This is a genomic window from Isoptericola sp. MSGPD8_1_ISO-PGPR-S23-394, assembly GCF_058072785.1.
Genome location: NZ_CM176517.1, coordinates 2,901,838 through 2,924,985 on the forward strand (window position 1 = coordinate 2,901,838; position 23,148 = coordinate 2,924,985).

At 73.3% G+C, this 23,148-nt stretch carries 26 protein-coding genes; 16 read left to right on the forward strand and 10 right to left on the reverse strand.

Annotated features, from left to right (window positions below; genetic code table 11):
* Together guaB and AC3RJ8_RS13270 are read right to left on the reverse strand one after the other, a co-directional pair.
* Window positions 1-1,518, reverse strand: coding sequence for an IMP dehydrogenase (gene guaB / locus AC3RJ8_RS13265; RefSeq protein ID WP_489713075.1), 1,518 nt, complete (start codon window positions 1,516-1,518; stop codon window positions 1-3).
* Window positions 1,519-1,635: 117 nt separating this feature from the next.
* Complete coding sequence (locus AC3RJ8_RS13270) at window positions 1,636-2,751, reverse strand: MerR family transcriptional regulator (RefSeq protein ID WP_489713076.1); 1,116 nt, start codon at window positions 2,749-2,751, stop codon at window positions 1,636-1,638.
* Between the two features lie 200 nt (window positions 2,752-2,951).
* Between AC3RJ8_RS13270 and AC3RJ8_RS13275 the strand changes: the two genes are divergently transcribed.
* On the forward strand, window positions 2,952-3,242 hold the full coding sequence (locus AC3RJ8_RS13275; protein WP_407318913.1) for a WhiB family transcriptional regulator: 291 nt from the start codon (window positions 2,952-2,954) through the stop codon (window positions 3,240-3,242).
* Between the two features lie 426 nt (window positions 3,243-3,668).
* Here the strand turns inward: AC3RJ8_RS13275 and groES are convergent, their stop codons facing one another.
* Window positions 3,669-3,965 (reverse strand): co-chaperone GroES, encoded by a 297-nt coding sequence (gene groES / locus AC3RJ8_RS13280; protein ID WP_171782504.1) that lies wholly within the window; start codon window positions 3,963-3,965, stop codon window positions 3,669-3,671.
* Between the two features lie 196 nt (window positions 3,966-4,161).
* Here groES and AC3RJ8_RS13285 point away from each other — a divergent pair, with 196 nt between their 5' ends.
* Window positions 4,162-5,421, forward strand: a complete 1,260-nt coding sequence (locus AC3RJ8_RS13285; RefSeq protein WP_489713077.1) for a class I SAM-dependent methyltransferase — start codon at window positions 4,162-4,164, stop codon at window positions 5,419-5,421.
* Between the two features lie 34 nt (window positions 5,422-5,455).
* Window positions 5,456-6,604, forward strand: a complete 1,149-nt coding sequence (locus AC3RJ8_RS13290; RefSeq protein WP_489713078.1) for a glutamate--cysteine ligase — start codon at window positions 5,456-5,458, stop codon at window positions 6,602-6,604.
* 4 nt (window positions 6,605-6,608) lie between these two features.
* Here AC3RJ8_RS13290 and AC3RJ8_RS13295 read toward each other — a convergent pair whose 3' ends face one another.
* Genes AC3RJ8_RS13295 through tsaD form a run of 3 tightly spaced genes read right to left on the reverse strand, consistent with a single transcriptional unit; the run spans window position 6,609 to window position 8,996 of the window.
* On the reverse strand, window positions 6,609-7,325 hold the full coding sequence (locus AC3RJ8_RS13295; protein ID WP_489713079.1) for a DUF4166 domain-containing protein: 717 nt from the start codon (window positions 7,323-7,325) through the stop codon (window positions 6,609-6,611).
* Window positions 7,322-7,933, reverse strand: coding sequence for an SRPBCC family protein (locus AC3RJ8_RS13300; protein WP_489713080.1), 612 nt, complete (start codon window positions 7,931-7,933; stop codon window positions 7,322-7,324). The genes AC3RJ8_RS13295 and AC3RJ8_RS13300 overlap by 4 nt, the downstream gene beginning before the upstream one ends.
* 4 nt (window positions 7,934-7,937) lie before the next feature.
* Complete coding sequence (tsaD, locus tag AC3RJ8_RS13305; RefSeq protein WP_489713081.1) at window positions 7,938-8,996, reverse strand: tRNA (adenosine(37)-N6)-threonylcarbamoyltransferase complex transferase subunit TsaD; 1,059 nt, start codon at window positions 8,994-8,996, stop codon at window positions 7,938-7,940.
* 135 nt (window positions 8,997-9,131) lie between these two features.
* On the opposite strand from tsaD, the gene urtA reads away from it, so the two are divergent.
* Genes urtA through AC3RJ8_RS13360 form a run of 11 tightly spaced genes read left to right on the forward strand, consistent with a single transcriptional unit; the run spans window position 9,132 to window position 18,647 of the window.
* Window positions 9,132-10,400 (forward strand): urea ABC transporter substrate-binding protein, encoded by a 1,269-nt coding sequence (urtA, locus tag AC3RJ8_RS13310; RefSeq protein ID WP_489713082.1) that lies wholly within the window; start codon window positions 9,132-9,134, stop codon window positions 10,398-10,400.
* Window positions 10,401-10,437: 37 nt separating this feature from the next.
* Window positions 10,438-11,322 (forward strand): urea ABC transporter permease subunit UrtB, encoded by an 885-nt coding sequence (gene urtB, locus AC3RJ8_RS13315; protein WP_489713083.1) that lies wholly within the window; start codon window positions 10,438-10,440, stop codon window positions 11,320-11,322.
* Complete coding sequence (gene urtC / locus AC3RJ8_RS13320) at window positions 11,319-12,428, forward strand: urea ABC transporter permease subunit UrtC (protein WP_489713084.1); 1,110 nt, start codon at window positions 11,319-11,321, stop codon at window positions 12,426-12,428. Before urtB ends, urtC begins: the two co-directional genes overlap by 4 nt.
* Complete coding sequence (gene urtD, locus AC3RJ8_RS13325) at window positions 12,425-13,309, forward strand: urea ABC transporter ATP-binding protein UrtD (RefSeq protein ID WP_489713085.1); 885 nt, start codon at window positions 12,425-12,427, stop codon at window positions 13,307-13,309. The genes urtC and urtD overlap by 4 nt, the downstream gene beginning before the upstream one ends.
* A complete protein-coding gene (locus AC3RJ8_RS13330; RefSeq protein ID WP_489713086.1) occupies window positions 13,309-14,004 on the forward strand; it encodes an ATP-binding cassette domain-containing protein in 696 nt (231 codons plus the stop codon). Before urtD ends, AC3RJ8_RS13330 begins: the two co-directional genes overlap by 1 nt.
* A 43-nt stretch (window positions 14,005-14,047) precedes the next feature.
* Window positions 14,048-14,350 carry an urease subunit gamma gene (locus AC3RJ8_RS13335; RefSeq protein WP_489713087.1) on the forward strand — a complete coding sequence of 101 codons (303 nt, stop codon included), beginning with the start codon at window positions 14,048-14,050 and terminating at the stop codon, window positions 14,348-14,350.
* A gap of 8 nt (window positions 14,351-14,358) precedes the next feature.
* Window positions 14,359-14,697 carry an urease subunit beta gene (gene ureB / locus AC3RJ8_RS13340; protein WP_489713088.1) on the forward strand — a complete coding sequence of 113 codons (339 nt, stop codon included), beginning with the start codon at window positions 14,359-14,361 and terminating at the stop codon, window positions 14,695-14,697.
* Entirely contained in the window at window positions 14,697-16,400 is a 1,704-nt protein-coding gene (locus tag AC3RJ8_RS13345) for an urease subunit alpha (RefSeq protein ID WP_489713089.1), read from the forward strand. The genes ureB and AC3RJ8_RS13345 overlap by 1 nt, the downstream gene beginning before the upstream one ends.
* 4 nt (window positions 16,401-16,404) lie before the next feature.
* Entirely contained in the window at window positions 16,405-17,139 is a 735-nt protein-coding gene (locus AC3RJ8_RS13350; RefSeq protein WP_489713090.1) for an urease accessory protein UreF, read from the forward strand.
* On the forward strand, window positions 17,132-17,917 hold the full coding sequence (ureG, locus tag AC3RJ8_RS13355; protein ID WP_489713091.1) for an urease accessory protein UreG: 786 nt from the start codon (window positions 17,132-17,134) through the stop codon (window positions 17,915-17,917). Before AC3RJ8_RS13350 ends, ureG begins: the two co-directional genes overlap by 8 nt.
* Window positions 17,892-18,647, forward strand: a complete 756-nt coding sequence (locus AC3RJ8_RS13360) for an urease accessory protein UreD (RefSeq protein WP_489713092.1) — start codon at window positions 17,892-17,894, stop codon at window positions 18,645-18,647. Before ureG ends, AC3RJ8_RS13360 begins: the two co-directional genes overlap by 26 nt.
* 11 nt (window positions 18,648-18,658) lie before the next feature.
* Here the strand turns inward: AC3RJ8_RS13360 and AC3RJ8_RS13365 are convergent, their stop codons facing one another.
* Window positions 18,659-19,066 carry a MarR family transcriptional regulator gene (locus tag AC3RJ8_RS13365; protein WP_489713093.1) on the reverse strand — a complete coding sequence of 136 codons (408 nt, stop codon included), beginning with the start codon at window positions 19,064-19,066 and terminating at the stop codon, window positions 18,659-18,661.
* An 82-nt stretch (window positions 19,067-19,148) separates the two neighbouring features.
* Here AC3RJ8_RS13365 and AC3RJ8_RS13370 point away from each other — a divergent pair, with 82 nt between their 5' ends.
* A complete protein-coding gene (locus AC3RJ8_RS13370) occupies window positions 19,149-20,204 on the forward strand; it encodes a substrate-binding domain-containing protein (RefSeq protein ID WP_489713094.1) in 1,056 nt (351 codons plus the stop codon).
* A gap of 65 nt (window positions 20,205-20,269) precedes the next feature.
* Window positions 20,270-20,890 carry a malonic semialdehyde reductase gene (locus AC3RJ8_RS13375; RefSeq protein WP_489713095.1) on the forward strand — a complete coding sequence of 207 codons (621 nt, stop codon included), beginning with the start codon at window positions 20,270-20,272 and terminating at the stop codon, window positions 20,888-20,890.
* 94 nt (window positions 20,891-20,984) lie between these two features.
* Here the strand turns inward: AC3RJ8_RS13375 and AC3RJ8_RS13380 are convergent, their stop codons facing one another.
* From AC3RJ8_RS13380 to tsaB, 3 genes are read right to left on the reverse strand one after another with little or no spacing between them, the layout of a single operon-like run.
* Window positions 20,985-21,857: a sulfurtransferase gene (locus tag AC3RJ8_RS13380; RefSeq protein WP_489713096.1), complete on the reverse strand. Its 873-nt coding sequence runs from the start codon at window positions 21,855-21,857 to the stop codon at window positions 20,985-20,987.
* The gene (gene rimI, locus AC3RJ8_RS13385) at window positions 21,854-22,390 is read right to left on the reverse strand and encodes a ribosomal protein S18-alanine N-acetyltransferase (RefSeq protein ID WP_489713097.1); all 537 of its coding nucleotides are present in this window, start codon (window positions 22,388-22,390) and stop codon (window positions 21,854-21,856) included. The genes AC3RJ8_RS13380 and rimI overlap by 4 nt, the downstream gene beginning before the upstream one ends.
* Window positions 22,387-23,118, reverse strand: coding sequence for a tRNA (adenosine(37)-N6)-threonylcarbamoyltransferase complex dimerization subunit type 1 TsaB (gene tsaB, locus AC3RJ8_RS13390; RefSeq protein ID WP_489713098.1), 732 nt, complete (start codon window positions 23,116-23,118; stop codon window positions 22,387-22,389). The genes rimI and tsaB overlap by 4 nt, the downstream gene beginning before the upstream one ends.
* Window positions 23,119-23,148 lie beyond the last annotated feature (30 nt).

Here is a 23,148-nt window from a genome sequence, read left to right on the forward strand (position 1 = left end):
TCAGGACACCTTGTAGTTGGGTGCCTCGACGGTCATCATGATGTCGTGCGGGTGGGACTCCTTGAGGGAGGCCGACGTGATCCGCACGAACCGGCCGTTGGCCTGCAGCTCCGGCACGGTGCGCGCACCGACGTAGAACATCGTCTGGTGCAGCCCGCCCACGAGCTGGTGCACCACGGTGGCCAGCGTCCCCTTGTACGGCACCTGACCCTCGACGCCCTCGGGCACGATCATGTCGTCGCTGGTGACCTCGGCCTGGAAGTAGCGGTCCTTCGAGTAGGACTTCTTGCCGCGCGAGGACATGGCTCCCATCGAACCCATCCCCCGGTAGGCCTTGAACTGCTTGCCGTTGACGAGGATCTGGTCACCGGGGGCCTCCTCGGTGCCGGCCAGCATCGAGCCGAGCATCACGGACTCCGCACCGGCGACGATCGCCTTGCCGATCTCGCCGGAGTGCCGCATCCCGCCGTCGGCGATGACCGGCACACCGGCCTCCCGCGCGGCCAGCGAGGCCTCGTACACGGCGGTGATCTGCGGCACGCCGACGCCGGTCACGACGCGCGTGGTGCAGATCGAGCCGGGTCCGACACCGACCTTGATGGCGTCCGCACCCGCCTCGACGAACGACCGGGCGCCCTCCTTGGTGGCGACGTTGCCGCCGATCACCTGGACGTCGCGCGTGGCCGGGTCCGACTTGAGCCGGCGGACCATGTCGATGAGCATCCGGACGTTGCCGTGCGCGGTGTCCGCGACCAGCACGTCCACGCCCGCGTCGATGAGGGTGGTCGCCCGCTCCCAGGCGTCTCCGAAGTACCCGATGGCCGCGCCGACCATGAGCCGGCCCTGCCCGTCCTTCGACGCGTCGGGGAACTGCTCGGACTTCACGAAGTCCTTGACCGTGATCAGCCCGGCCAGTCGACCCTCGTCGTCCACCAGCGGCAGGCGCTCGAGCTTGTGCTTGCGCAGCAGCGCCGTCGCGTCCTCGCGAGAGATCCCGGCACGCCCCGTGATGAGCGGCTGCGGCGTCATGACGTCGGAGACCGTCGTGGTGGCCCACTCGGCGACGGGGGTGAAGCGCAGGTCGCGGTTGGTGACGATGCCGACGAGCTTGCCACCCTCGTCCAGCACGGGGAACCCGGAGACCCGGTACTGCCCGGCGCGCTGGTCGAGCTGCTCGAGCGTCGCGTCCGGGCCGATGGTGACCGGGTTGGAGATGATGCCGGTCTGGGTCCGCTTGACCAGGTCGACCTGATAAGCCTGGTCCTGGATCGACAGGTTGCGGTGCAGGACCCCGAGCCCGCCCTGCCGCGCCATCGCGATCGCCATCCGCGACTCGGTGACGGTGTCCATCGCCGCGGACACCAGCGGCACCCGCAGCGAGATCTCGCGGGTCAGCCGCGACGTCGTGTCGATGTCCGTGGGTGCCAGGTCCGAGTACCCCGGCAGCAGCAGGACGTCGTCGTAGGTGAGGCCGAGGAATCCGAACGGGTCGTGCGCTGGCGAGGTCGTCTCCGTCATGTCCCGAGTCTACGGCGGGACGAGCGGGCTCCGGTGGTGCCGTCCGTCACCTGGTGAGAGCCGGTCGCCCGACAGCCGGTCGTCGCTCCGGCCCGGCGGTCGGGCCGGTGGCCCGGTTCACGAGGAGACGACGGCGAGGACCTCGTGGAGCAGCCCGGTGAAGGACCGCACGCGCTGCACCTGGGGCGCGAGCGGGATCTCGGTCGCGGCGTCGTCGCGGCGCAGACCGACGAAGATCGGCAGGTCGGGGAACCCCTCGTGCACCGCGTGCACGACGTCGAGGTCCGGCCGCCGCTGCGTCGTCGCCAGCACCAGGGCGGCAGGCCGGACCATGGTGACCAGCTCGAGCGAGCGCCGGATGCTGGCGGGGCCGGTGACGATCCGCGCGGTCTTCCCCTTGGCCGTCAGGGCGGCCGCCAACGCGTGCGCGGACAGCGGTACGACCTCGTCCGGGGCGGCGAAGATCAGCACGATGTTGCGCATGCGGCTCGGGTGGTTGGCGGGCGGCCCGCCGTTCTGGACGACGGCCTGCTCGAACGCCTCGGTGAAGGAGCGCAGCGCGTGCAGGGCCGCGGTGGCCAGCACCACCTCGGGGACGGCGCCGGACCCGGCGAGCACGGTGCGCTCGGCGACACGGTTCCAGGCCGGCTCCAGCAGGTGGGCCCACCACATCGCGGGATCGCCGTGGGCAGGGATCCGGAGCAGGTCGTCGCAGCGCCCCTGGTCGTAGGCGAGGGCCGCGTCGACGACGGCGGAGACCTTGCCGGACGCGTTCTGGCCGGCGGCCCCGTACCCGGTCGGGGCACCGGCGCCGCCCTGCCCGCCGCCGGGGAGGGCACGCAGGTGGGCACGGCCGGGCCGGCCGGCGGCTTCGTCGGGGTCCCCGGAGGAGCCACCGTCGGACTCCGACGGCTCAGGAGGCACGGGCGGCGCGGCCTTCTGCGCCCTGTCGAGCTCCTCGACGTCGGCGTCCAGGGCTGCCTCGGCGGCGTCCACCGGTGCCACGCCCTCGAGGGTGAGCCGTCTCATGACGAGCAGCCGGGCGACGTCGTCGGGGGTGTAGCGCCGGTGCGAGCCGGCCGTCCGGTCGGACGGGCCCAGACCGTAGCGCCGGTCCCAGGTCCGCAGCGTCGCCGGGGCCACCCCGAGACGCCGCGCCACGGCCGCGACGGCGAGTCCGGGTCCGGACGGGCGTGACCCGCCCGAGTCCTGGGCCGGTCGCGAGGAGGTCATGCCTCGATTCTGCCAGGGGTTCGCCCGACCGCCACTGCACCTCCCGGCGCGTCACGATCCGAGCCAGGATCTTGCCGCCAAGCAAGTCATCGCTCCGGGAAATCGGTTCATGGCCTGGTCAGATGATCCGCGTGCGACAGGTACGCCCAACTTGCATCGACCCCTTGAACAACCTCTGCACAACTTGTAGGTTGTTCGCCATGACGGAGATCTCGAGACTGCCAGGGCCGGTGATGGAGCTGTGGGAGTGGCAGTACCAGGGAGCGTGCCGCGACGCGGACGACACCCTGTTCTTCCACCCCGAGGGCGAGCGCGGTTCGACCCGCCGACGGCGGGCCGAGGCCGCGAAGGCGATCTGCCACTCGTGCCCGGTGATGATGCAGTGCCGCGAGCAGTCGCTGCGGGTCCGTGAGCCGTACGGCGTCTGGGGCGGGCTCAGCGAGGACGAGCGCAGCGCCGCGCTCGCCGGTCGCGAGCGCAAGGTCGGCTGAGCCGGAGGTGCAGCGACGGGTGGGGGCCGAGGCACGAGGCACCCGCACGGCGCGGAACCGCAGGCTCGGCCGACAGAGACACGGCTGAGCCGGAGGTGCAGCGACGGGTGGGGGCCGAGGCACGAGGCACCCGCACGGCGCGGAACCGCAGGCTCGGCCGACAGAGACACGGCTGAGCCGGAGGTGCAGCGACGGGTGGGGGCCGAGGCACGAGGCACCCGCACGGCGCGGAACCGCAGGCTCGGCCGACAGAGACACGGCTGAGCCGGAGGTGCAGCGACGGGTGGGGGCCGAGGCACGAGGCACCCGCACGGCGCGGAACCGCAGGCTCGGCCGACAGCGGCACCACTGACGTTCCCCGCACACGACGAAGCCCCGCACCACGGATGATGCGGGGCTTCGTGCGTCAGCGTCGAGAGCTGAGGATCAACCCACGACGACGGCGAGGATGTCGCGCGCGGAGAGCACCAGGTACTCCTCGCCCGCGTACTTGACCTCGGTGCCGCCGTACTTGCTGTAGATGACCTTGTCGCCGACCTTCACGTCGACCGGGACGCGGTTGCCCTGGTCGTCGAAGCGGCCGTCACCGACAGCCAGGACCTCGCCCTCCTGGGGCTTCTCCTTGGCGGTGTCCGGGATGACCAGGCCGGAAGCGGTCGTGGTCTCGGCCTCGACGGCCTTGACGACGATCCGGTCCTCGAGCGGCTTGATGGGGACCGACACGTCGGACCTCCTTGTTCGCGATGACTTGCTGGACTGGGACGCGCCCTGTCGCTGGCCGTCGTCGCGGGTGCCGGCTCAGCGTCGTGCGCTGGGACCAAATCTAGGCAGCCGTTAGCACTCTGACAAGTCGAGTGCCAGGATTCCTCTGCGGGCGTCATCGGCGCACGTCCCGCACGCCGCCTGAGACGATGGCTCCATGGACGCGGCCTCCCTCACCAAGCTGCTCAGCCCCGAGGGCTGGGCGCTGCTCAACGCCCTCCCGCCCTACGACGAGGGACAGGCGATGGTGCTGGCCACGCGGCTCCGTGCCGAGGGGGTCGATCCCGACCTCGCCGCCGCCGTCCTCACCCAGTCCCGGCTGCGGGCGAAGGCGCGGACCAAGCTCGGCTCCTTCGCCGACGGCATGCTGTTCACCCCCGACGGCGTCGAGCAGGCCACCCGGCTGATCGTCGCCGGCCTGCACGCCCGCCGCTACCTCGCGGCGGGCGTCGCCAAGGTCGCCGACCTCACCAGCGGCGTCGGCGCGGACGCCCTCGCCTTCGCGGGCGTGGGCCTCGACGTGCTCGCCACGGACGTGGACGAGATGACCGCCGCCATGGCGACCGTCAACCTCCGCGCCTTCCCCGAGGCCGAGGTCCGACACGCCGACGGGCTCACGCTCGACCTGGCCGCCGAGGGCGTGGACGGCGTCTACGCCGATCCCGCACGACGCACCCGCGGCGGGCGGCGCATCTTCGACCCGTCCGCCTACGCGCCCCCGCTCGACGCGGTGTGGGCGCTGCGGGACCAGGTGCCCGCGCTCGGCATCAAGGTCGGTCCCGGCATCCCCCACCACGGGCTGCCGGCCGACGCCGAGACGCAGTGGGTCTCGGTCGACGGCGACGTCGTCGAGGCCGGGCTCTGGTTCGGTCCGCTCGCCCCCGACGGACCGGGGCGGTCCGCGCACGTCCTGCGCACGACGGCGGAGGGCACCGCGTCGCGAACCCTGCGGACCGGACGCACGGAGGGCGCCGACGCCGGCGAGGAGACCGACGGCGAGCTCGTCCCCGAGGTCGGTCCCGTCGGCGCCTACCTGTACGAGCCGGACGGCGCCGTCGTGCGCGCCGGGCTGGTGGCGCACGCCGCCGCCGAGCTGGGCGGACGTCTCGTGGACCGCACCATCGCCTACGTGACGGCGGACGCCCCGGCCACCGCCCCGCCGTCGGGCACCGCACCCCTCGCCACCGGCTACCGGGTGCTGGACGTGATGCCCTTCAACCTCAAGAAGCTGAAGGCGTACCTGCGCGAGCGGGGCGTCGGGCGGCTCACCGTGAAGAAGCGCGGCACGGCCGTCACGCCGGAACAGCTCCGTGCGCAGCTCGCTCTCAAGGGCGACGCCTCGGCCACGCTCGTCCTCACCCGGGTGGCGGGCCGCCAGCACGTGCTCGTCGTGGAACCGCTCGCCGGCCGCGCGTAGGACACTCCGGCCCACGGCGTGGAAGCATGGGGCCATGTCGCTGGACTTCGCGCCGTCCCGGCGCTCGAGCGTCGGGCTCGAGTGGGAGCTCGCGCTGGTGGACGCCGACTCGGGCAACCTGCGCCAGGTCGCGCCCGCGGTGATGGAGGCGCTCGGCCCCGACCCCCGGTCGAGGCACGTCAAGCCGGAGTTCCTGCGCAACACCCTTGAGGTCGTCTCCGGGGTGTGCGACACCGTGGGTGCGGCGATCTCGGACCTGGAGGCGGGGATCGCCGCCGTCCAGGACGTCATCGGCCCGATGCGTGCCGAGATGATGGGCGCGGGCACCCACCCGTTCGCGCACTGGTCCCAGCAGCAGGTGACGGACAAGCAGCGGTACGCCACCGTGGTCGACCGCACCCAGGTGTGGGGGCGCCAGCAGGTCGTCTACGGGGTGCACGTGCACGTCGGCATCGAGGACCGCGCCAAGGTGCTGCCGATCGTGCGGTCCCTGCTCGTGTACGTCGCCCACCTGCAGGCGCTGTCGGCGTCGTCGCCGTTCTGGGGTGCGGACGACACGGGCTACGCCTCGATGCGGGCCCTCATCTTCCAGCAGCTGCCCACCGCGGGCCTGCCGTACCAGTTCGCCGAGTGGGACCAGCTCGAGCAGTACGTCGACGACATGCTCAGGACGGGCGTCATCGACGACTTCACCGAGGTGCGCTGGGACATCCGCCCCGCCCCGCACTTCGGCACGGTGGAGGTCCGGGTCTGCGACGGCACGTCCAACGTGCTCGAGTTGGCGGCTCTCGGGGCGCTCGTGCACTGCCTGGTGGAGCACTTCTCCACCCTGCTCGACGAGGGCCGGCCGCTGCCCACGATGCCCCGCTGGTTCGTGCACGAGAACAAGTGGCGCGCGGCCCGGTACGGCCTGGACGCGATCATCATCCTGGACGCCGAGGGCAACGAGGAGCTGGTCACCGACGCCCTGCCGCGCCTGCTCGACGAGCTCGCCCCCGTGGCCGACCGCCTGGGCTGCGCCGCCGAGCTCGACGGTGTCCGCGAGATCGTGCGCGCCGGGGCCTCCTACCAGCGCCAGCGCGCGGTGTCCGCGGCGCACGGCGGCGGGCAGCCCGGCCTCGAGGCCGTGGTGCGCTCCCTGGTCGCGGAGCTGCGGGCGGGGCGGCCCCTGCCGGTCGGCTGACGGGTCAGAGCCGGCGCTCGTGGCGGACGGGCAGGAGCCGCGCGGGCGCCGTCGTCGCCTCGGGGTACTCGCAGGTGAAGGTGCCGTCGTAGCCGAAGAGGAAGCCGAACAGGCGGTTGCGGACCTCGAGGTCGATGCGGAAGACGCCGGCCTCGTCGTCGTAGACCTCGCGCAGCGTCGCCCGGCCCGAGAACAGCATCGGGAAGCGGAAGCCGAGCAGTCCCTCGTAGAAGCGCTGGGCGCCCGAGCGCAGGAGCAGCGACCCGTCGGGTTCGACCCGCAGGTCGAGGTCCACGGCGAGGTGCTGGTGCGTGCCGAGGTAGTCGACGATCGTGCCGCGGGTCGCGTCCAGGACCATCGTCGCGTCGAAGCGACTGGGACGGGGGCGGCCCGGGACGCTGTACTCGCGCACGAACGTCACCGTCTCGCGCCCGTGGGGGTCGCGGTAGGGGTAGTTCTCCACGACGAACGGCACGTCCTCGCCGACGTCCGCGACGAGGATGTTGCGCAGGCGACCGATCTGCAGGAACGGCACCGTCCACCACGGGCCGCGGCGGATGCGCCGCATGGTGCCCCGGCCCACGCACGCGTACCCGCCGTCGGTCGACACCCCGAAGCGTCGCCGGAGCTGCGGGTGCAGCCGGTCGAAGTCCGAACCAAGCGCGCGGCGGAAGATGCTCGCACCGTTCCGGCCTGGTGTCTCGTCAGGCGTCTCGGTCACGGTGCCTCCAGGGTGTCGAGGGAGCGCGGGGCGTCGTGCATGGGGTCCCGCGCCGCGTCGCGGCCCGGACGACGGGTGCGGCAGCGGGACGCCCGGGGCCGGTCCCGGCGCCAGAACGCCAGGACGGAGCGCAGGGGCCATCGCTCGGGCGGCACGTCGGTCTCGGCCCAGATCCGCAGCCGGTCGAAGCTCCACGCCGTCATCCACAGCACCACGGGGCGCAGCAGCCGGTCCGCCGCGCGGCCGAGACCCGGGGTGTAGTCGTACCCGGTGACGAAGCGGACCCCGCCCTCGACCGGGGTGTACCGCCAGTACCCGCGCCCGTCCCGCAACGGCGAGCTGCGGTCGTCGGTGTCGAAGCGCAGCGCGGACGTGCAGGTGCCGTCGGGGCCGTGGCGCTCACCCAGGGAGGTGCCGGTGCCGCGGATCGTGTGCGGTCCCAGCGCCCGCTCGTACCGGAACCGGGTGGCGCCCGTGGCCGTGGTGCCGGTGGGCGCGATCCTGCTGAACCGCAGGTCCCAGCGCACGTGCTGCTCGGGGTCCTGGGTCAGCTCCCACAGCCGGTCGAGCGTCGTGCGCACGACCACCTCGACGTACAGCGCCCGCACGCGGTCAGACCGTGATGGCCGTCAGCGGCATCGAGGAGTCGACGCCGATGTCCAGGTCCGACGGCGCCACCCCGGCCCGCACGACGGCGGACCCCAGCGCGGCGATCATCGCCCCGTTATCGGTGCAGTAGCGGATCGGCGGGATGCGCAGGTCGATGCCCGCCTCGGCGCAGCGCGCGGCGGCCAGCTCGCGCAGCTGGCTGTTGGCGGAGAACCCGCCGCCGATGACGAGCGTGTCGACGTCGTGCGCCCGGCAGGCGGCGATCGTCTTGGCGGTGAGCACGTCGACGACGGCGGCCGCGAAGGAGGCGGCGACGTCGGCGACCGGCACCTCGCGCCCGGCGTCCTGGCAGGTCTCCACCCACCGGGCCACCGCCGTCTTGAGGCCGGAGAAGCTGAAGTCGTAGGCGTGCTTGGCCTGGTCCTTGCGGGCCGTCAGCCCGCGCGGGAACCGGATGGCCTCGGGGTCGCCCTCGCGGGCGAGCCGGTCGATGTGCGGGCCGCCGGGGTAGGGCAGGCCGAGCAGCCGGCCGACCTTGTCGAAGGCCTCCCCCGCCGCGTCGTCGAGGGTGGAGCCGAGCTCGGTGACACCGGTGGCGATGTCGTCGACGAGCAGGAGCGAGCTGTGGCCGCCGGAGACGACCAGCGCCATCGCGCGTCCGGTGAACGGGCCGTCGACGAGCTGGTTGACGGCGGCGTGGCCGATGACGTGGTTGACGCCGTACAGCGGCTTGTCGAGCCCGATCGCGAGCGCCTTGGCCGCGCTCGCCCCGATGGTCAGCGGGCCGACGAGACCCGGTCCGGCGGTGACGGCGATCGCGTCGACCTCGGACAGGTCGACGTCGGCCGCACCGAGGGCGCGGCGGATGGTGGGGACCATCGCCTCGAGGTGGGCTCGGCTGGCGACCTCCGGGATGATGCCGCCGTACCGGGCGTGCTCGTCCATGGAGCTCGCGACGGCGTCGAACAGCAGCGTGTCGCCACGCACCAGGGCGACGCCGGTCTCGTCGCAGGAGGTCTCGATCCCGAGCACCAGGGGCTCGCCACCGGTCTGGTCAGTCATGGCCCCCATGATGGCATCGCCGGCCGCGACGGAAACACGAAAGTTACGTGGACCTGACAGATCGGACACCTCGGCGTACTTAGGTTCATCTGAACCTAACCGGCCCCGAGGGGCCCGCCACGAACGGAGCACGTCATGCGTCCACGGACACACGCCGGCACGAGAAGTCTCGGCGTCCTCTCGATCGCAGCACTGACCGTCAGCGCTCTCACCGCCTGCGGGGCCCAGGTCGACACGGCGGGTGGCGAGCCGTCCGGCTCCACGGCCGCCAGCTGTGTCGACACCTCGGGCGACACGGTCAAGATCGGCTTCTTGAACTCGCTGTCGGGCACGATGGCGATCTCCGAGCAGACGGTCCACGACTCCTTGCAGCTCGCCGCCGCCGAGATCAACGCCGACGGCGGGGTCCTGGGCAAGGAGCTCGAGATCGTCACCGAGGACGGCCAGTCCGAGCCCACGGTGTTCGCGGAGAAGGCCACCAAGCTCATCACCAGCGACTGCGTCGCCGCGGTCTTCGGCGGCTGGACCTCCGCCTCGCGCAAGGCGATGCTGCCGGTCTTCGAGTCGAACGACTCCCTGCTGTTCTACCCGGTGCAGTACGAGGGCCTGGAGTCCTCGCCCAACATCTTCTACACGGGTGCCACCACGAACCAGCAGATCGTGCCCGCGCTCGACTACCTCGCGGAGCAGGACGTCGAGTCGCTGTTCCTGGTCGGGTCGGACTACGTGTTCCCGCGCACCGCGAACAAGATCATCAACGCCTACGCCGCGGCGCACGGCATCGAGGTCGTGGGCGAGGAGTACGCGCCGCTCGGCCACACCGACTTCTCCACGATCGTCAACAAGGTGAAGTCGGCCGACGCCGACGCCGTGTTCAACACCCTCAACGGCGACTCGAACGTCGCGTTCTTCAAGGAGTACTCCAACGCCGGCCTGGTCCCGGCCGACATGCCCGTGATGTCGGTGTCCATCGCCGAGGAGGAGATCGGCGGCATCGGCGTCGAGAACGTCGAGGGTCAGCTCACCGCCTGGAACTACTACCAGACCGTCGACACCCCGGAGAACGCCGCCTTCGTCGAGGCCTTCCAGGCCGAGTACGGCGCCGACCGCGTGACCTCGGACCCGATGGAGGCCGCCTACGACTCGCTCCACCTGTGGCGGGGCATGGTCGAGAAGGCCGAGTCCTTCGACGTCGCCGACGTCCAGGAGGCCGCCGACGGCGTCTCGTTCGACGCGCCCGAGGGCACCGTCACGGTGAACGGCGACAACCACCACATCGCCAAGACCGCGCTCATCGGCCGCATCGGCGCCGACGGGCTCATCCACACCGAGTGGAGCTCCGACGGCCCCATCGAGCCCGACCCGTTCCTCGAGGGCTACGACTGGGCCGACGGCCTGTCCTGACCACCGACCCGACGCCGCCGACGATCGGACACCGACGATGGACATCCTCCTCTCCCAGCTCTTCGCGGGCCTGAGCCTCGGCTCCGTGCTCCTGCTCGCCGCGCTCGGCCTCGCGCTGACGTTCGGGCAGATGGGCGTGATCAACATGGCCCACGGGGAGTTCATGATGGCCGGCGCCTACACCGCGTTCGTGGTGCAGGGCGTCGTCGGCAGCGCGGGGGTGAGCCTGCTGGTCGCGCTGCCGCTCGGGTTCGCGGTCGGCGGGGTCCTCGGGCTCGTGCTCGAGGCGACGCTCATCCATCGCATGTACCACCGTCCGCTGGACACCCTGCTCGTCACCTGGGGCGTGGCCCTGGTGCTCCAGCAGGTGGCCCGCGACGTGTTCGGCGCCCCGAACGTCGACGTGACCGCGCCGGAGTGGCTCTCCGGCGCGGTCACGATCGGCGACGTGGCGCTGCCCAAGACGCGGCTGTTCATCCTGACCGTCGCGATCGTCTGCGTCGCCGCCCTGTCGGTCGTGCTGAAGGCGACGTCGCTGGGACGGCGGATCCGCGCCGTCGTCCAGAACCGCGACCTGGCCGAGGCGTCGGGGATCTCGTCGCGCGCCACCGACCGGCTCACCTTCTTCATCGGCTCCGGGATGGCCGGGATCGCCGGCGTCGCCCTCACGCTGCTCGGGTCGATCGGCCCGACGCTCGGCACGAGCTACATCGTCGACGCCTTCCTGGTGGTCGTCGCCGGCGGCATCGGCCAGATCAAGGGCACGGTGATCGCCGCGACCGCGCTGGGTCTGATGCAGGCGTTCTTCGAGTACTCCACGACGGCGTCTGTCGCCAAGGTGCTCGTGTTCGTCGTGATCGTCGCCTTCCTGCAGGTCCGACCCCAGGGCCTGGTCACCGTGCGGACGAGGAGCCTGGCATGACCACCACCCATCCCCCCACCGGACGGCTGCGCGCGCTGCTGCGTCCCGGACGCACACGCGTCCTGGCCGGCTTCGCCCTCGCCGCGGTCGTGCTGTTCGCCGTCGCCCCCGTGCTGCTCAGCCCGTTCCGGCTCAGCCTGCTCGCCAAGTTCCTCTGCCTGGCGATGGTCGCGGTGGGCATCGGGCTCGCCTGGGGCCGCGGCGGGCTCCTGACCCTCGGCCAGGGCGTCTACTTCGGGCTCGGCGCCTACCTCATGGCCATGCACCTCAAGCTGGCCGACGCCGGACCCGGCGGGGTGCCCGACTTCATGAGCCTGTACGGGACCGGCGAGGTCCCGTGGTGGTGGGAGCCGATGCGCTCCCCCGTCGCCACCGTGGTGCTCATCGTGCTCGTCCCGGCCGCGCTCGCGTTCGTCCTCGGCTGGGCGGTGTTCACCCGGCGGGTGCGCGGCGCGTACTTCGCGATCCTCTCCCAGGCCCTGGCGGCCGCGTTCGCCATCCTGCTGATCGGCCAGCAGCAGACCACCGGCGGCACCAACGGGCTCAACGGCTTCCGGGCCTTCTTCGGCTACGACCTCACCGACCCGGTGAACCAGCGCATGCTCTACCTGATCGCCGCCGGCGTGCTGCTGGTCATGGTGCTCGTGGCCCGCCAGCTCATGGTCTCGCGTTTCGGCGAGCTGCTCGTCGCGGTGCGCGACGCCGAGGACCGCGTGCGGTTCCTCGGCTACAACCCCGCGGCGGTCAAGACCGTCGCCTACGTCGTCGCCGCGGTGATGGCGGCCGTGGGCGGGGCGCTGTTCGTCCCGATCGTCGGGATCATCTCGCCCGCCGACGTCGGCGTCGTGCCCTCCATCGGGTTCCTCGTCGGGGTGGCGATCGGCGGACGGGCGACCCTGCTGGGTCCCGTCCTCGGCTCGGTCGCCGTGAGCTGGGCGCAGACCTCCATCTCCGAGCAGTTCCCCTCCGGCTGGATCTACTTCCAGGGCGCGCTGTTCATCCTCGTCATCGCGTTCCTGCCCGGCGGGCTCGCCTCGCTCGTGCGCCGACGACGGCGGAGCGCTGCCGAACCATCCGTCCCGCAGACCGAGGGGAGACCGGCATGACCGACGTCCCGGCCACCACCGTCCCGACCAGCGAGCAGCCCACCATCGAGCAGCCCACCGAGGCTCTCGCGGACGCCCTCCTCGGCAGCGACGACGTCCGGTTCCGCCACGACTACCTCGAGGTGCGCGGGCTGCGCGTCGCGTTCGGCGGGTTCGTCGCCGTGCGCGACGTCGACCTCACGGTGACGCAGGGCGACCTGCGGTTCCTCATCGGCCCCAACGGCGCCGGCAAGACCACGCTGATCGACGCCATCACGGGGCTCGTGGGCGCCACCGGCTCGGCGCGGTTCGGCGGCACCGAGCTGCTGGGCCGCGGCACGCACCGGATCGCCCGCGACGGCGTCGGCCGGACGTTCCAGACGGCCAGCGTGTTCGAGGAGCTGACCGTCCTACAGAACCTCGACATCGCCGCCGGTGCCCGGCGCGGCCCTGCCGCACTGCTCCGACTACGCCGGGGCACGCCCGAGGCGGTCGAACAGGCGCTGGAGCTGATCGGACTCGCCGCCCTGCGCGACACGACGGCAGGAGTGCTCGCCCACGGGCAGAAGCAGTGGCTCGAGATCGGCATGCTGCTCGTCCAGGACGCTCACCTCATGCTGCTCGACGAGCCCGTCGCCGGCATGACCCAGGGTGAGCGGGAGGCCACGGGTGAGCTGCTGCGACGCATCGGCTCCCAGCGGGCCGTCGTGGTGGTGGAGCACGACATGGAGTTCCTGCGGTCGTACGCGGACTCCGTGACGGTCATGCACCAGGGCCGGGTGCTGGCCGAGGGGACGGTCGCCGAGGTGCAGGACGACCCGGCCGTCGTCGAGGTCTACCTCGGCGCCCCCGCGCCCACCGAGCCTTCGCCCACCGAGCCCGCGACCCCCGAGGAGGGATGATGCTCGAGCTCACCGGCATCAGCACCGGCTACGGCCGCACGGCCGTGGTGCACGACGTCGACGCCACCGTCCCCGAGGGCGGTCTGACGGCGGTGCTCGGCCACAACGGGGCCGGCAAGACGACCCTGCTGCGGGCCGTGCTGGGCCTGCTGCCCGTGCGGGCCGGCACCGTCCGGCTCGCCGGCGAGGACGTCACGAGGTGGCCGCCGCACCGTCGGGTACGGCGCGGCATCGCCTACGTCCCCCAGGGCCAGCAGTCCTTCGGTCAGCTCACCGCCCGGGAGAACCTCCAGGTGGTGGCGGACGCGCACGGCGCGGCCGGCCGCCGGCGCACCACCGAGGCCCTCGAGCTGTTCCCCGCGCTCGGCCCGCTGCTGGCACGCCCCGCCGGGCTCCTGTCGGGCGGGCAGCGCCAGCAGCTCGCGATCGCCCGGGCCCTCGTGACCGGCCCCCGGCTGCTCGTCCTCGACGAGCCGACCGAGGGCATCCAGCCGAACGTCGTCCGGGAGATCTACGACGCGATCACCACGCTGAAGGCCTCCGGCGACCTGTCCGTCCTGCTCGTCGAGCAGCACATCGGCTACGCCGTCGAGCACGCGGCGGAGTATCTCGTCATGACGTCCGGCCGGATCACGCGCCGCGCACCGGGCGGCTCCGCCGCCGTCCACGACGCTCGCGAGGCGATGGCCCTGTGAACCGCGCGAGCCACCGCCGCACACCCGAGCGGCAGGAGACCCCGTGCACCTGACACCGGCCGACACCGAGAAGCTGCTCCTCGCCGTCGCCGGAATGGTCGCGCGCGACCGGCTCCGCCGCGGGGTGCGCCTCAACCACCCCGAGACGGTCGCCCTGCTGTCGTGCTGGGTGATCGAGCGGGCCCGCGAGGGCTCCGACGTCGCCACACTCATGCGCGAGGGAACCACCGTGCTCACCCGTGACCAGGTCATGGACGGCGTGCCCGACATGCTCACCGACGTCCAGGTCGAGGCCACGTTCCCCGACGGCCGCAAGCTCGTCACCCTCCACCACCCCATCCCCTAGGAGCGCCCGTGTCCGCTGCCAGCCCCACCGGTCCCGGCGCGGTCCGGGTCGCCCCGGGTCGCCTCGAGCTCAACGCCGACCGCACCCCCGCCGAGCGCCTGCGCCTCGTGGTCACCAACACCGGGGACCGTCCCGTGCAGGTCGGGTCCCACGTCCACCTGCCCGACGCGAACGCGGCGCTGCGCCTGGACCGGACCGCGGCGCACGGCTTCCGGCTGGACGTGCCCGCCGGCACCTCGCAGCGGTTCGAGCCCGGGGTGAGCCGCGAGGTCGACGCCGTCGCCCTGCGGGGTGCTCGACGCGTCCCCGGCCTCCAGCGGGGCAAGAGCGACGGGCAGGTGCGCTGATGGTCTGGATCGACCGCGAGCGCTACGCCGCCCTCTACGGCCCGACCGTCGGCGACCAGGTCCGCCTCGGGGACACCGACCTGTGGATCGAGGTGACCGAGGACCGCACCGTCGGCGGCGAGGAGGCCGTGTTCGGCGGCGGCAAGACGATCCGCGAGTCGATGGCGCAGTCCACCCGTACCCGGGCCCAGGGGGCGCTGGACACGGTCATCACCAACGCCGTCGTGCTCGACTGGTGGGGCGTCGTGCGCGCGGACGTCGGCCTGCGCGACGGCCGCGTCGTGGCGCTCGGCCGCTCCGGCAACCCGGACGTCGCGGACGGCGTGCACCCGGACCTCGTGATCGGGCCGTCCACCGACGTCATCTCGGGCGAGGGGCGCATCCTCACGGCGGGCGGCTTCGACCCGCACGTCCACCTGCTGTCCCCCTCGGCCCTGCACGAGGCGCTCGCCACCGGCATCACGACCGTCGCCGGCGGCGGCACCGGACCGTCGGAGGGTTCCAAGGCCACCACCGTCACCCCGGGGGCCTGGCACCTGCGCCAGGTGCTGCGGGCGCTCGACCCGGTCCCCCTCAACGTGATGCTGCTGGGCAAGGGCAACACCGTCAGCGCCGAGGCGCTCGCCGAGCAGGCGCTCGCCGGTGCCGGGAGCTACAAGGTGCACGAGGACTGGGGATCGACCCCCGCCGCGATCGACGCGGCCCTCACGGCGGCCGACGAGTGGGGTCTGCAGGTCGCCCTGCACTCGGACTCCCTCAACGAGGCCGGGTTCGTGCAGTCCACGATCGACGCGATCGACGGCCGCGGCATCCACGCCTACCACGTCGAGGGTGCCGGCGGCGGGCACGCCCCCGACATCCTGACGATCGCCTCGCTGGAGCACGTGATCCCCGGCTCGACGAACCCGACCCTGCCCCACACCGTGAACACGGTGGCCGAGCACCTGGACATGCTCATGGTCTGCCACCACCTCAACCCGGCGGTGCCCGAGGACCTGGCCTTCGCCGAGTCGCGGATCCGTGCGAGCACCATCGCCGCCGAGGACGTCCTGCACGACATGGGCGCGATCTCCATCACCTCCTCGGACGCGCAGGCGATGGGGCGGATCGGTGAGGTGATCACCCGGACGTGGCAGGTGGCGCACGTCATGAAGCACCGCCGCGGGTCGCTCGGCAGCAGCGAACCGGCGGACAACGAGCGCGCCCGGCGGTACGTCGCGAAGTACACGATCAACCCGGCCATCGCCCACGGCGTCGACGGCGAGATCGGGTCGGTCGAACCCGGCAAGCTCGCCGACCTCGTGCTGTGGGACCCGCGGTTCTTCGGCGTCCGGCCCGAGCTCGTCGTCAAGGGCGGGGTGATCGCCTGGGCGGCGCTCGGCGACCCGAACGCCTCCATCCCGACGCCGCAGCCCGTCCTCCAGCGGCCCGCGTTCGGCGACGCGATCGCGGCCGACCTGTCGCTCGCCTTCGTGGCGCCCGCCGCGATCGAGGACGGGCTGGGCGACCGGCTCGGCCTGCGCCGCCGCCTCGCGCCGATCACATCGACCCGCGGCGTGGGCAAGTCCGCCATGCGCAACAACGACGCCCTGCCCCGGATCGACATCCGCCCCGACACCTTCGAGATCCGCATCGACGGCGACCTCGTCGAACCCGCCCCCGCCGTCCGGCTGCCCCTGGCGCAGCTCTACTCGATGTTCTAGACCCGTGACGACCCCACTGCCTGCCACGGCCCGAGCGGACCCGCGCTCGGTCGCCCTGCTGCTCGCCGACGCCCGGCTCCCGGGCGGCGGGCACGCCCACTCGGCGAGCCTCGAACCCGCGCTGCTCGGCGGGCTGCCCGCCGCCGACGTGCCCGCCTGGATGGCGGGACGCGCGACGACCGTCAGCCTCGTCGAGGCGGGCACGGCCGTCGTGGCCGCGCACCTGCTCGGCGGGGGGCCGGGCCGGGAGACGGGCGACCACAGCGCCACCCTGCTCGCCGCCGTCGAGCGGGCGTGGGCCGCGCGCACGCCCTCGGCCGCGCTGCGGGATGCCTCCCGAGTGCTCGGGCGCGGGTACCTGCGCGTCGCCCGGACCCTGTGGGGGAACCACCCCGCCGTGGTGGCCGCCGTCGAGCAGGCCACCCGCCACGGCAGCGTCCCGCGCGCCGTCGTCCTCGGTGCCGTGGCCGCCGCGGCTGGTCTCGCACCGGCCGACGTCGTGCGCCTGACCGTGTACGACGACGCCCAGACGGCCGCGTCGGCGCTGCTCAAGCTCGAACCGCTGGACCCGCTCGTCCCCGCACGCTGGGTCCTCGACGCCTGCGCCGCCGCCGAGGCCCACGTGGCCCGGGTGGCGGCGTGCACCACCCCGGACGACATCCCGTCGTCCGGTGCCCCCCTGACCGAAGGCTGGGCCGAGGCCCACGCCCTGACGAACCAGAGGTTGTTCCGTGCCTGAGAACCCGACCCGCCCGACGACGCCCGCTGCCGCGACCCGGCCCCTGCGCCTGGGCGTCGCGGGCCCCGTGGGCGTCGGCAAGTCGTCGCTCATCGCGACCGTGTGCCGTGCCCTGGCCGCCGAGCTCGAGATCGGCGTCATCACCAACGACATCTACACCGACGAGGACGCCCGGTTCCTGCGTTCCGCCGGCGTGCTCCAGCCCGAGCGGATCCGCGCCGTCGAGACAGGAGCCTGCCCGCACACCGCGATACGCGACGACGTCACGGCGAACCTGCTGGCAGCCGAGGACCTCGCGGCGGACTTCGCGCCGCTGGACGTCGTCATCATCGAGTCGGGCGGCGACAACCTCACCGCGACCTTCTCCCCCGCCCTGGTGGACGCGCAGATCTTCGTGCTCGACGTCGCCGGCGGCGGGGACGTCGCCCGCAAGGGCGGGCCCGGGATCGGCCGAGCCGACCTGCTCGTCGTCAACAAGACGGATCTCGCCCCGCACGTGGGCGTGGACGTCGAACGGATGGTGGCCGACGCCTCCGCGGCACGCGACGGCCGGGCGGTCGTCGCCCTGTCGCGCACCGACGAGGAGTCCGTGGCGGCCCTGCGCTCCTGGCTGCTGGACGTACTGGCCTCCTACCGCAGCGGAGCGCACGTGGCGCAGGACCCGGGGCCCATGGCACCGCACTTCCACGCCGACGAGGACGGCGGCGTCCTGCACAGCCACGCCGACGGCGACCACGCGCACTCGCACGCCGATGACCACGACGTCGCCGCCCGCTGACACCCGGGTGACGACCGCCGTCGGGCTCGCGCGGGGCAGCACCCCGGGTGCCCCGGCGCGCGTCGTCGCCCGCGACGGGCTGCTCGCGGCGCGCACGGTCTCACGGGGTGCGGACCGGGCCGAGGTGGCCCTGGTCGCCACGGGGGCGGTGCTGCTCGGCGGCGACCACGTCGTCGTGCGGGTGGACGTCGCCGACGGCTGCGCGCTGCGGGTCACGGACGTGGGCGGCACCGTCGCCTACGACGGCGAGGGTTCCGGGTGCCGCTGGGACGTGGAGATCGGCCTCGGCCGCGGCGCCCGCCTGGAGTGGTACGGCATGCCCTTCGTGGTGGCGGGCGGCGCCGACGTCGAGCGCACGACCACGGTCCGGCTCGGGGCGGGCGCGCGCCTCGTCCTCCGCGAGACGGTCGTCCTGGGCCGTGACGGCGAGCGCGGTGGTCGCGTGGTGCTGCGCACCGACGTGGCGGACGACGACGGTCCCGTGCTGGTCGAGGAGGTGGTCGCCGACGGGACCCGCCCGGTCCCCGGCGTCCTGGGACCGCACCGGGTGCTGGACACCCTGACCGACGTGCACGCGACCGACGTGCACGAGCCCCCGGAGGAGCCGGACACGACGGGAGCGATCCCCGGGGCGACCACCCTGCGGCTGGACCGCGGCGGGAGCGTCACCCGCTGGCTGGGGGCGTCCACCCACCTCAGCCCGGTCGAGCGCGCCCTCGCCCGGCGCTGACCGCGGCCCTGCTACCCGTCCGGGTCGCCGGGGCGTCGGTCCTGCGCCAGCGACGTCGTCAGGTGCGACAGGACGTCCCGGCCACGCGTGGAGAGGAACACCCGGATGACCCGCCGGTCCAGGCCGTCGACCTCGCGGTAGACCAGGGCGCGCGTGGACAGGGAGTCGACCCGGCGCCCGAGAGTGGCCTTGTCCGTGACGGTGGCCTCGCGCAGCTCCGACATCGTCAGCCCGTCGCCGTCCTCGAGGGTGTCGAGCACGAGCCACTCGTCGAGGGTGAACCCCTCGGCACGCAGCACCTCGGCCGCCCGACGGGCCGCACGGCGGGCCCCCAGCACGGACTCGCGCAGGACGGCCGCAGCCATGGCCGACTCGACGTCGGTGCCGGGCCCGCCGAGCGTGTCAGGTCGTGTCCGCATGCTGATCTCTCCCTCTCGGTGCTCGTAGAATACCCGCCAACACAGGCCGGGGCCCGCGGGTCCCCCGCGGGGACGGGGCGTCATGTCTGACTTCGTCGTCGGCGTCCTGCTGCACTTCCAGGGTCCCGGCGGGATCTACGGCCCGTCGTGCCAGGCGGTCACGGAGCTCGCCGTCGCCGAGATCAACGCCACCGGTGGTGTCCTCGGCCGCCCGCTGCGCGCGGAGCTGCTCGACGCCGGGCAGCCCCCGGCGGAGCTGCGGCGCCAGCTCGGTGCCGCGTTGGACGCCCGGCGGCTGCACGCGGTGACCGGCTGGCACACCTCCGCCGTGCGCAACGCCGTCGTGCCGGTCGTCCAGCAACGGGTGCCGTACGTCTACCCGGCCGCCTACGAGGGGGCGGAGAGCCGTTCCGGCCTCTACGTGACCGGTGAGGTCCCGTCCGCACAGCTCTTCCCCGCGATCCGTCGGTTGCGCACCACGCGAGGGGTACGGCGCTGGTTCGTGGTGGGCGACGACTACGCCTGGCCCCGGGGCACCTTCCATGTCCTGGCCGGGCAGATCGCCGGGCTGGACGCGCAGTTCGCCGGGGCACGGTTCCTCCCCGCCGCGGGGGCGAGCGCGGCCAAGCTCGCCGCGACGCTGGACACGGTGGAGGCGGCCGGTGCGGACGGGGTGCTGCTGCTGATGGTCGGGCAGAACGGGGTCCGCTTCAACCGCGGGTTCGCCCGCCGCGGCCTGCACGAGCGGATGGTGCGCCTGAGCACCCTGATGGAGGAGAACATGCTGCTCGGCAGCGGGGTGGGCGCGACGGGGGACCTGTTCTCGGCGGGCGGCTGGTTCCGCAGCCTGGCCACCGGCCAGGCGCTCGACCTCATCGGCCGGTACACGGCCCACCACGGGCTGCACGCCCCGGCGGTCGGCGCGGCGGCGGAGGCCTGCTACGAGGGGATCTTCGCGCTGCGCTCGATCGTGCAGCGCGCCGGGAGCTCCGCCGTCGACGCCACCGACCGGGCGGTGGACGGACTCGTCTACGAGGGTCCGCGCGGCACCGTGACGTTCAACGGCAACCACGCCGACCAGCGGCTGTACCTGGCGCGCGCCGACGGTGTGGACTTCGAGCTGCTCACTGCGCTGTGAGCCGTGTGCCGCACGTCACCGCCACCCCAGGAATCATCCGGACGCATGGACACGTTGCCCGGGTCATGACCGACACCGTTCTCGAGACCGCTCCCCTCGCCATCGACGAGGCAGCGGCCGACCGCATCTTCCGTCATGCCCGCACCACCTCGCAGTGGTCCGACACGGGGGTCACCGACACCCTGCTGGAGACCGCCTGGGACCTGGCCAAGCTCGGTCCCACCGCGATGAACACCCTGCCGCTGCGGTTGCTGGTGGTGCGCTCCGGCGAGGCCAAGCAGCGTCTGGTGCCGCACATGGCGGAGGGGAACAGGCCGAAGGTCGAGGCCGCACCGGTCTCCCTCGTGCTGGCCGCCGACCCCGCCTTCCACGAGCACCTCGACGAGCTCTTCCCGGTCTACCCCGGTATCCGGGAGCAGCTGGCGCCGGCCACCGAGGCCCGCGAGGCGATGGCGCGCAAGAACGCGCTGCTGCAGGCCGGCTACCTCGTCGTCGCGCTGCGCTCGGTCGGTCTGGCCGCGGGCCCCATGGACGGGATGGACTTCGACGGGGTCGACGGCGAGTTCTTCGCCGAGTCCGGCTGGAAGTCCTTCATGGTCGTCAACGTCGGCGTCGCCGAAGGTGAGGGCTCGCCGTACCCGCGCAACCCGCGCCTGTCGTTCGAGCAGGTCGCCCGCTCCCTCTGACCCGACCCACCACCCGCCGCTGTGGGGAGGAGATCGACGACTTCCGGGCCGTCCAACGTGTCGATTCCCTACCCACAGCGACGGCGGGGGGCGATCAGGTGGCGACGGGGCGGGCCGGGTCGTTCGACCACTGGGACCAGGACCCGGGGTAGAGCGCCGCCGACACCCCGACCGTCGCCAACGCGGCCACCTCGTGCGACGCCGTCACCCCCGAACCGCAGTAGACGCCCACGGGCCGCTCCCCCGTCGCGCCCAGGCCCGCGAAGCGTTCCACCAGCTCCGTGGCCGGCCGGAACGTCCCCTCGCCGGACAGGTTCTCGACGGTCGGCGCCGAGACCGCTCCCGGGACGTGGCCGGCGCGCGGGTCGACGGGTTCGACCTCTCCCCGGTACCGCTCCGCCGCCCGGGCGTCGAGGAGCACCCCGTGGGCGGCGGCCTCGGCGGCCCCGTCCGCGTCCAGCACCGGCATCCCGCCCGGGTGCACGACGACGTCGCCGGGCTCGCGTTCCACGGGGCCGGCCTCGAGCGGGAGCCCGGCGTCCAGCCACGCCGTCAGGCCGCCGTCGAGCAGCCGCACACGCTCGTGACCGAACCAGCGCAGCAGCCACCAGGCGCGCGCTGCGGACGTCCCGCCCACGGCGTCGTAGACGACCACCCGGGAGTGCGCGTGCACGCCCCAGCTCCGCGCGGCTTCCTGGAAGGCCGTCGCCGACGGCAGCGGGTGCCGACCCTCGGCCGCCGACGGCGGCGCCGCGAGCTCCGTCTCCAGGTCCACGAACACCGCGCCCGGCAGGTGCCCCGCCTCGTACTGCTCGCGGCCGTCGCTCCGGCCCAGCTCCCAGCGCACGTCGAGCAGCACCGGGGCGCCACCGAGCGGGTCGTCGACGCCTCCGAGCTGCAGGTCCGCCGCCAGCGTCGCGACGTCGACCAGCACCTCGTCCCGGGAGCCCCCCACCGGCGCGCTCACGCCGCGTCGTCGCGGTCTGTGGCCGGCGTCCCCGCCTGCGGAAGCTCGAGGTCCATCCGCATCGTGTACGCGTCCTTGTCCTCCGGCTGGTAGTACCGCTTGCGCACGGCCAGGCGCTCGAACCCGAACTGCTCGTACAACGCGAGGGCGTGCGCGTTGTCGACGGCGACCTCGAGGAACAGCGCGCGCGCCCGCAGCGCACGGGACCGGTCGACGAGCGCCTGCAGCAGGCGCCGGCCGACACCACGGCCCTGGTAGGCACGCGCGGTGCCGATCGTCATGACCTGGGCGACCTCACCGTCGAACCACAGGCCCGCGTACCCGATCACCGGTCGCTTCCCGACGCCGTAGCGCTCGGCGGCGTCGGCGGGCTCCGCCACCACGTACCAGCGGCCCAGCCCGGCCAGCTCGTCGGCGAGCATCCCGTACGTCCACGCGCCTGCCCCGAAGAGCTCGTGCTCGAGGTCCAGCACCCGGTCGAAGTCGGCGCTGGCCAGGGGACGCAACCGCACGTCGATCGGGTCGTCGGTCATGCCGCACCCCCGGCGGCGTGCAGCACCCGCTTCGCACCGCCGGGCTCCTGCACGTCGGGACGGCGTAGGTAGAGCGGTTCCGTAGGCAGCGGGAGCTCCGCGGCGCGACGGGCCAGGGCCACGCGGGCCAGGACGGTCGCGTCCGGGACCAGCGGTGCGTCCTCGGCGAGGTCCAGGTGGTCCGGGTAGAGCGCCGCCCCCTCGCCCACGACGACGAGCCGGCCGCCCGCCTCCGCCGCGTCCGGGGCCGGGACGTCCGCCGCGCGCGCGACCGCCGGGCCGGCGAGCGTCTCGAGCACGGGCACGCCGTGCGGCCCCTCGTGCGCGACGACGCGGTAGCGCGCCCAGTAGACCTCCTTGCGCCGGGCGTCGGTCGCGGCCAGCACCTCGTCACCCGGGGACAGCCCCAGGTCGGCGACCGCCTGGACGGCCACGGCGTCGATGCTGGGCACGCCGAGGACGTCGATGCCGAGGCTCAGGCCGAGCGTGCGCGCCGTGACGAGTCCGACGCGCAACCCGGTGAAGGGTGCGGGCCCGGTGCCGGCCACGACGACCGTGAGGTCCGTGCGGTCGAGACCTGCCTCGGCCAGGACCTCGGCGAGGAGCGGGGCGAGGGACTCGGCGTGCCGCCGGCGTTCGGTGGACGTCCGGGCGGCGAGACGACCACCGTCGTCGTCCACGAGCGCCACGGACACGGCCGCTGAGGTGTCGAGTGCGAGAACTGCCACGGTCCCAGCCTACGGCGCGAAACGTTCTGC